Source organism: Morganella sp. HMSC11D09 (genome assembly GCF_001807955.1).
GTDB lineage: Bacteria > Pseudomonadota > Gammaproteobacteria > Enterobacterales > Enterobacteriaceae > Morganella > Morganella morganii.
The window spans coordinates 125,704-134,808 of sequence record NZ_KV791697.1 but is presented as its reverse complement, the minus strand read 5'-3'; the positions used below and the strand labels follow the sequence as shown (position 1 = coordinate 134,808).

Genomic DNA, 9,105 nt, shown 5'->3' with positions numbered 1-9,105 from the left:
CCGTCTGGCATCCATCTATTACCGCTTCTACGACCTGACCGCCACCCGCTGCATGATGGCCGAAGCCGCGTTTGCATGGCAGACCGGTGAAACCACGCGCTATATCAAACCGGGCGCATGGCAGAGCAGTAATGCCGGACTGATGGCCGGGGAGTCCCTGCTGCTGAATCTGACAGAGATGGAGCAGGCATGGCTGAAATGGAACCACCGTACGCTGAAAGTCACCCGTACTGTTTCACTCGCCAAAGTGTATAAGGAGTATGACACACCGGTTAATCTGGCAGAGAAAATTGCTGAGCTGCTGAAAGGCAGCGGTTCCGGTAATACACCGGCAGCAACCGGGCTCTCAATGACCGCAGATAAAGAGTTATATGCCGCGTTTAACCTGAAGGCACTGAAGATTGCGGAAAACTACCCTGCCCGTCTGGGTAAAACACGCCGAATCAAACAGATCAGCGTGACCTTACCGGCGCTGACAGGGCCGTATCAGGATGTGCGTGCCGTGCTCAGTTACGGCGGCGATGTCAGACTGCCGGACGGCTGTAAAGCCATTGCCGTCTCCCACGGTATGAATGACGACGGTCAGTTCCGGCTGGATTTCAATGACGGCCACTGGCTGCCGTTTGAAGGGATCCCGGTGGATAATGACAGCAGCCTGTTCCTGAGCTTCCCGGAAGCAACAAAGGATGAGCAGAAAGCCCTGCTGCTCAGTCTGAGCGATATCATCATCCATATCCGTTACACCATCCGTTAATTTTTATCCTGACCCGGGCAGCCTGCTGGCTGCCCGTTCTGGAGCCTATTATGCAACAATCAGATAATATCAGTCCTCAGGCGCCGTCTCTGCCGAAAGGTGGCGGTGCACTGACCGGACTTTCCGGACAGGCGGGGGCCGCCGGGCCGGACGGCGCGGCGTCGCTGTCTCTGCCGCTGCCCGTCAGTGCCGGACGCGGCTATGCCCCTTCTCTCTCACTCAGCTACAGCAGTCAGGGCGGTAACAGTGCCTTTGGTATCGGCTGGGATGTGAATCTTCCTGCGGTCAGCCGCCGCACCCGTAAAGGTGTTCCTGCTTATACCGCTGACGATGAATTTCTGGATCCTGCCGGTGAAGTCCTGGTGGCTGTCCCCGGCGCGGCGGATAAACGTCAGACCCTGCTGGGTGTAAAACTGGCCGTTTCTTATCAGATAACTACATACCGCGCCCGGACGGAGCGTGATTTCAGCCGCCTGGAATACTGGCAGCCGCAAGGCAGTACCACCGAACCGGATTTCTGGCTCTGGTATGCCGCAGACGGTCAGGTGCATCTGCTCGGTTATGAATCTGCCGCCCGTATCAGTAACGGCAGCCACACGGCCCGCTGGTTACTGAACGCCTCGGTCTCCGCCACCGGTGAGCAGATTTATTACCGTTACCGTGCGGAAGATGACATCAATTGCAGCGACCGGGAAAAAGCCGCCCATCCCGGCAGCCACAGCCAGCGCTATCTCAGTGAAGTCCATTACGGCAATATCACCGCCGGACGCACATTCCCTTGTTTCAACGGCAACGATGCCACCAAAGCCGGCTGGCTGTTTGTGCTGGTGTTTGACTATGGCGAACGCACCCTTAAACCGGCAGAAAAACCGCTGTTTAAAGCCGGTTCCGGCTGGTTGTGCCGTCAGGATCCGTTCTCCGGTTATGCTTACGGGTTTGATCTGCGTACCCGCCGTTTATGCCGCCAGGTGCTGATGTTCCACCGCCTGGAGACGCTCGCTGAAAAAGCAGAAGGTACGGATGTACCGGCACTGGTTTCCCGCCTGCTGTTTGAGTATCAGGAAACCCACGTTGTCACCACACTGACTGCCGCCCGGCAGATGGCGTTTGAGGATGACGGCAAAATGCTGTCTCTGCCGCCGCTGACCTTCGGCTGGCAGACCTTTGATTTTCCGGAGTCTGTGCAGTGGTCTCAGCCGGAGATGGGTAAACTCAATCCGCAGCAGCCGTGGCAGTATCTGGATCTGCACGGTGAAGGTATTTCCGGGATCCTGTATCAGGACAGCGGCGCATGGTATTACCGCGCCCCGGTCCGTGATACCGGGAGCGATGATGTCAATGCGGTAATATGGGATAAACCGCAGCGGCTCGATAATATTCCCGCCCTGAAAAACGGTGCGATGCTGACTGATCTTGACGGTGATGGCCGTCTGCAGTGGGTTGTCACACAGCCCGGCGTACACGGGCAATACCGTCAGCAGACAGATAACCCGGAACAGTGGCTGCATTTTACACCGCTCAGTGCCCTGCCGCTGGAATACGGCCATCCTGCTGCACAAATGACCGATATCGACGGTATCGGTGCCACCGACCTGGTGCTCATCGGTCCGCGCAGTGTGCGCATCTGGCCAGGCAGCAAAGACGGCTGGCTATCCGCCAAAGATATTCCGCAATCAGAAAAAATTGTCCTGCCGTCACCGGACGGCGATGCCGCCACACTGGTTGCTTTCAGTGATGTGCTCGGCTCCGGACAACAACATCTGGTACAGATCAGTGCGGGCGGAGTGCTTTGCTGGCCGAATCTGGGTCACGGCCGCTTTGGTCAGCCGCTGGCACTGGACGGTTTCAGCAAAAAACAGACGGAATTCAATGCCGCATATGTTTATCTCGCCGATATTGACGGCAGCGGTACCGCCGATATTCTGTATGCCCGCAGTGATTATATTGAAATCTACCGTAACCGCAGCGGTAACGGTTTTGACAAACCAGTCACTGTGAAGCTGCCTGCCGGCGTCCGTTACAATAAGACCTGCCGTTTACAGATAGCGGATGTACAGGGACTGGGGGTCGCCAGCCTGCTGCTGACGGTTCCCCATACCGTACCGCGTCATTATCTGCTGCATCTGACCACCGAAAAACCGTGGCTGCTGAATCAGATTAATAATCAGACGGGGATGTCGCAGAATCTGCGCTACCGCAGTTCCGCACAGTTCCGGCTGGATGATAAAACCCGCGAACCGGTTTCATATCTGCCTTTCCCGCTGCATACGTTGTGGAAAACAGAAACTACCGATGAAATCACCGGCAATAAACTGGTAAGTGAAGCCCGTTATCACCACGGTGTGTGGGATGCCCGTGAACGGGAGTTCCGCGGCTTCGGCTGTGTGGAGGTACTGGATTCAGATACCACCGCCGCCCGCGCCACCAGCGGGGTACTGACGATGCCGGTACTGACCCGTAACTGGTATGCCACCGGCTATACCCCTGTTGATACACAACTGAAAAATGAGTACTGGCAGGGCGATAAAAATGCCTTTGCCGGGTTTGTTACGCGGCTGACAACCGGCAGCGGTGATAAAGAATCCGTCTGTTCTGATGCCCTGGCGCAAAAACAGGCATTCTGGCTCAGCCGCGCGCAAAAAGGGATGCAGCTGCGCAGTGAGGTATACGGCAAAGACGGCAGTCCGCAACAGGATTTACCGTACAGTGTCAGTGAACAGCGGCTGAGTGTCCGTCTGATCACACCGGATGCAGATATGCCGGTAGTCCGGCCGTCGGTATCAGAAAGCCGTGAATATCACTATGAACGCATGGCTGCTGATCCGCAGTGTTCGCAATCCGTTATACTCAGTGCGGATGAGTACGGTTACCCGCTGCGTGAAGCGACGATTCATTATCCGCGCCGTCCGAAACCGGCAAAAAACCCGCTGCCGGATACCCTGCCCGCGTCACTGTTTGATTCCGGTTATGATGATCAGCAATTGCAACTCATTGTATCGTTATCACAGCATGCACGGCACCACCTGACCAATCTGAAACAGGAACAGTGGCTGACCGGGCAGCCTGATGCTGATCGCAGCGATATTTTTGTTCTGAAATCCGGATTAGTTCCGGCAACGGGCTTAAATACGGAAACACTGCCTGCCCTGCTCAGCAATAACCAGTCTGCACGCCACTTTGCCGGACAACAGAGGACTTACTGGCTGAATAAAGATAATCAGCCGTCAGTAACAGTTCCGTCCTGGCCGCCGCGCCGGAGTTATACGGATACTGCAGAGCTGGATGAGACGATTACCGCAGCCATAAAATCAGGTACAGATATCACGGAGCAGTTACTGAAAACCGGCTATATCAAAGCGGATTACCTGTTTGCCGGTACCTCAGAAACAGGAAAAAAGGTCTGGATTACGCGCTCCGGTCATCAGACTTACGGTGCACCGGAACAGTTCCTGCTGCCGGTTGCCGTCCGCGATAATCCGCTGATCGGGGAACGTCATCTGACCCGCGATAAACATCACTGTGTTATCACTAAACACACCGATGCCTCCGGACTTATCACTCAGGCAAAATATGACTGGCGTTTTCTGTCTGTCTGCGAAATAACCGATACCAATGACAATATCAGCCAGGTACAGACTGATGCGCTGGGACGGGTGATCAGCAGCCGTTTTTACGGCACGGAAAATGGTCAGAAAACCGGCTACAGCCAGAAACCGCTGACACTGCCGGATTCAGTGCAGGACGCCACGGAGATGAAAAAACAACTGCCGGTTGCGCAGTGTTTTGTCTATGCCGCAGACAGCTGGATGCACAGCGGTACAGATAAACTGCCGCCGCATGTGCTGACCCTGACAACTGATCGCTATGATGACGAACCGGCGGATAAAAGCACACAGCAAATCCGTCAGCAGGTCACCTTCAGTGACGGTTTCGGGCGGATTTTACAGCAGTCAGCCCGTTTTGAGGACGGTGACGCATTCCACCGCAATAAAAACGGTTCACTGGCAGCCGGAAGCCGGAAAAGTGAGAAAGAAACAGCACGCTGGGCAGTGTCGGGCCGCACTGAGTATGATAACAAAGGACATGCCGTCCGGACGTATCAGCCATACTTTGTCAATGACTGGAGGTATGTCAGTGATGACAGTGCGCGGCAGGATCTGTACGCCGACACGCACTGTTATGACCCGCTCGGCCGTGAGCATCAGGTGATCACCGCAAAAGGTTATCAGCGGCGCACACTGTACACACCGTGGTTTGTGGTCAGTGAGGATGAAAACGATACAGCGGAGTAAGCTGTATCTGTGTACAACAAAAAATGCCGGTCATGATTTGACCGGCTCAATATACAAAAAACGGGAACCTGTTTTCACAGATTCCCGCAAAGTATGATGGTAATGGTTTAACCCGTGATTAACCGCCGATCATAGAAGTCATCCGTATCTGACGGCGATCGTTCAGTTCAAGGTTGGACATCACCGCCAGCTGCGGCAGACTGCGGCGCAGGAAGCGGGATAAGATCAGACGCAGTGAATGATTGACCAGCAATACTGTCGGTGCACCCATCGCTTCCTGGTGCTGTACCGCACTCATCGCCTGCATTTCGATATTCTGTGCCAGGTTCGGCTCCAGACCGCCGCCGCTTTTCGCGGCCTGCAACAGGATCTGCTCCAGCCCCGCATCCAGACCAATCACCTGAATTTCCCCTGATGCCCCGAACCACTGCTGGGTAATAGCGCGGCCCAGTGCTATCCGCACCTGCGACGTCAGAACATCGGTATCTTTCTGCTCGCCGTTCTCACCAACCTGCTCTGCCAGGGTTTCAATAATAGTGCGCATATCGCGGATCATGACATTTTCAGTCAGCAGATTTTGCAGCACGCGGTGGAAAACGGTCAGTGATAAAGTATCCGGGATCAGGTCATCCGCCAGCTTCGGTATCTCTTTCTTCACGCGGTCATACAGCATCTGTGCTTCCTGACGGCCGAACAGGTCGCTGGCGTATTCCAGCAGGATCTGATTAAAGTGTGTCGCCACCGCCGTACTGGCTGAAACCACGGTGTAACCCTGAATCTGTGCCTGCTCACGCAGATCATCATCAATCCACACTGCCGGTAAACCAAATGCCGGTTCCTGTGTGGCATCCCCTTCCAGAGAGCCCGCCGCATTGCCCGGGTCAATCGCCAGCCAGCGGCCCGGCTGAGCCTCGCCGCGCCCGACTTCCGCCCCTTTGATCAGGATCCGGTAAGCAGTCGGTGCCAGTTCGAGGTTGTCACAGATATGCACCACCGGCGGCAGATAGCCGACTTCCTGGGCAAATTTTTTGCGCAGCCCGCGGATCCGCCCGAGCAATTCGCCCTGCTGGTCATTATCCACCAGCGGAATCAGCCGGTAACCGACTTCCATCGCCAGCAAATCTTCCGCCACCACATCATCCCAGGTCGCTTCCGTGACTTTATTCGCCTCACGGAACTGCTGCTCCTGCACATTGTTATCCGTCTCTTTGACCGGCTCTTTGCTTTTCTTCACCAGATACCAGCCGAGAGATGCCAGCGCCACCGTGAACAGCAGGAATACAAAGTTCGGCATGCCAGGGATAAGCCCCAGCAAACCCAGAACCCCGGCACTCAGCCACATCACACGCGGGTTATTGAACAACTGGGTGACCATCTGCTCACCGGCATCTTCATCTGTCGCCACGCGGGTCACAATCACACCGGCTGCGGTTGAGATAATCAGTGCCGGGATCTGCGCCACCAGACCATCACCGATGGTCAGCAGGGTATAGGTGCTGGCCGCATCGCCCAGCGGCATATGGTGCTGAGCCACACCGACAATCAGGCCGCCGATCACGTTAATCACCATGATCATAATCCCGGCGATGGCATCACCACGGACAAACTTACTGGCCCCGTCCATTGAACCGTAGAAATCGGATTCCTGGGTCACTTCCGCACGGCGGCGTTTGGCTTCTTCATCATTGATGATCCCGGCGTTTAAGTCCGCATCAATCGCCATCTGCTTGCCCGGCATGCCATCGAGCACGAAGCGTGCGCCGACTTCAGCGATACGTCCCGCACCTTTGGTGATAACCATAAAGTTGATTAACACCAGGATGATAAAGACCACAATCCCGATGGCAAAGTTACCGCCGACCAGGAAGTGCCCGAATGCCTCAACCACCCTGCCCGCCGCCGCAGGACCGGTGTGTCCGTCCATCAGGATGATACGGGTGGATGCCACGTTCAGTGACAGACGCAGTAAGGTGGAGAACAGCAGGATAGTCGGGAACGCGGCAAAATCGAGGGTACGCCGGGTGAACATCGCCACCAGCAGTACCATAATGGACAGCGCGATATTAAAGGTAAACAGCAAATCCAGCACAAACGCCGGCAGCGGCAGTACCATCATTGACAGGATCATCAGGATGAGGACCGGCCCGGCAAGTAGCTGCCATTGTGCTCCCTGCATCGTTTTCGGTAATCTCAAAAGTGCAGCCAGATTAGCCATTTCGGGTATTTTCTCCAACAAAATCAAGTGCCTTTGGCACCGGTAAATTCTTCGGTTTTTTCGGTTTCAGGCCGCCTTCACGACGCCAGCGGCGCAGCTGAAACACCCATGCCAGCACTTCCGCCACGGCGGAATACAGTGCCACCGGAATTGACTGCCCGACCTCGGCATGGCGGTAAAGTGCCCGCGCCAGCGGCGGTGCCTCCAGCAGCAGAATGCGATTCTCCGCACCTATCTCTTTGATCCGCTGCGCCAGTACCCCGGCACCTTTGGCCAGCACTCTCGGCGCGGTCATTCTCTTCTCGTCATATTTCAGGGCAACGGCGTAGTGCGTCGGGTTGGTCACGATCACATCCGCCTGCGGCACATCCGCCATCATGCGGTTACGTGCTATCGCACGCTGCTGCTGACGGATTTTGGCTTTTATCTGCGGGTCACCCTCCTGCTGCTTAAATTCATCCTTGATTTCCTGACGGCTCATCCGCAGCTTTTTCAGGTGCGAACGGAACTGCCAGAACACATCAAACGCCACCATCGGGATCAGCATGAAGATAATGAGGTAACCGGCAAAAATCACTTTCTGCATCGCATTGGCCATTGCCGTTGACGGGGATTCCATCGCCAGATGCAGTAAGGACGGCCATGCCTGCCATAAAAAAATCCATGCGCCCAGGCCAATCAGCAGGGATTTAAGAATCGCCTTGAATAATTCGGCCAGCGCATTCATGGAAAAAATACGTTTAAAGCCCTTCAGCGGGCTCAGTTTTGTCAGGTCAAATTTGATGGATTTGGTGTTAAACGCCAGTCCGCCGACCAGTGCCGACGCAGAAATACCGACCAGCGCCAGCCCGCCGACAACCGGCAGCATCGCAAATAACGCTTCACCAATGACTTTTCCGAGAAAACGCAGCATCAGCCCCGGATTCTGCAGATAAAAGTTATCAAAGAGAAATCCCTGACGAAAAATATCACGCAGTTGTCCCGCCAGATGACCGCCGCTTAACCACAGCAGGCTGATACCGGCCAGCATCATCATCAGTGAGCTGAGTTCTTTGGAGCGGACAATTTGTCCGTCTTCTTTGGCTTTCTGTTTTTTATGGGGGGTGGGTTCTTCTGTTTTTTCCACATCACTTTCATCAGACACTCACACCTCCGCCGTCTGCCGGGATTTTGCTTATGGCTATAGCATGACAGAATGCGGCAAATTCAATGGTGGAAAATGACCGGTCTTAACGGTGTAATTCCCTGATTAAAGCAGGAGTGACGGAATTATCAGCAGAAAATCACTCAGTGACACCCGCAGGCAGTGGTCAGCAACGCAATATAGTCAAATTAAGCCGCTGAACCTGATGAAAGCCCGTATTTCGCACGGAGTGTTAAATTAGGAACAATTCCGATAGGCAGTTGTTACCGGTACTTTATAATTTGCCACTGTTTTATTCCACGATAATCACAAGGTACTCACTGATGAAAAAAACAATTTTAGCCTGCTCTCTGGGTTTAATGGCTCTGGCTCTGACTGCATGTTCCGGCGAAGAAAAATCAGCATCATCCGTTCCGGGTGCAACTGAAACCTGTAACAAATACTTTGCTGAAGTCGATGATTTAGTGAAGAAAGCAACTGAAAAAGCCGGTGACAACGAAGCAGCCAAAGCACAGTTAGAACCAATGCTGAAACAGTTTGACGAAGCGAAAAAACAAATCGCAACACTGCCGAAAGAGCAGCAGGACGCAGCATGCAAAGCAGGCAGCGACGCAATGGCTCAGATTAAGCAGGCAATGGGTATCTGATTTCCGTTGTGACAGACTGACCGTTCTGAACCGCGGCATCCCTGCTGCGGTTT

At 54.5% G+C, this 9,105-nt stretch carries 4 protein-coding genes and 1 pseudogene; 3 read left to right on the top strand and 2 right to left on the bottom strand.

The features are described from left to right. Positions 1-754: pseudogene (locus HMPREF3119_RS14065) on the top strand (insecticidal toxin protein); the annotation flags it as partial. A 50-nt stretch (positions 755-804) separates the two neighbouring features. Continuing rightward, positions 805-5,046: a SpvB/TcaC N-terminal domain-containing protein gene (locus tag HMPREF3119_RS14060; protein ID WP_049243241.1), complete on the top strand. Its 4,242-nt coding sequence runs from the start codon at positions 805-807 to the stop codon at positions 5,044-5,046. A gap of 118 nt (positions 5,047-5,164) precedes the next feature. On the opposite strand, the gene flhA is transcribed toward HMPREF3119_RS14060, so the two are convergent. Further along, positions 5,165-7,261 carry a flagellar biosynthesis protein FlhA gene (gene flhA / locus HMPREF3119_RS14055; protein WP_015422625.1) on the bottom strand — a complete coding sequence of 699 codons (2,097 nt, stop codon included), beginning with the start codon at positions 7,259-7,261 and terminating at the stop codon, positions 5,165-5,167. Then, positions 7,254-8,405, bottom strand: coding sequence for a flagellar biosynthesis protein FlhB (flhB, locus tag HMPREF3119_RS14050; RefSeq protein ID WP_070580056.1), 1,152 nt, complete (start codon positions 8,403-8,405; stop codon positions 7,254-7,256). Before flhB ends, flhA begins: the two co-directional genes overlap by 8 nt. Positions 8,406-8,728: 323 nt before the next feature. Between flhB and HMPREF3119_RS14045 the strand changes: the two genes are divergently transcribed. Further along, entirely contained in the window at positions 8,729-9,052 is a 324-nt protein-coding gene (locus tag HMPREF3119_RS14045) for a DUF5339 domain-containing protein (RefSeq protein ID WP_004236855.1), read from the top strand. The last annotated feature ends 53 nt before the right edge of the window (positions 9,053-9,105 follow it).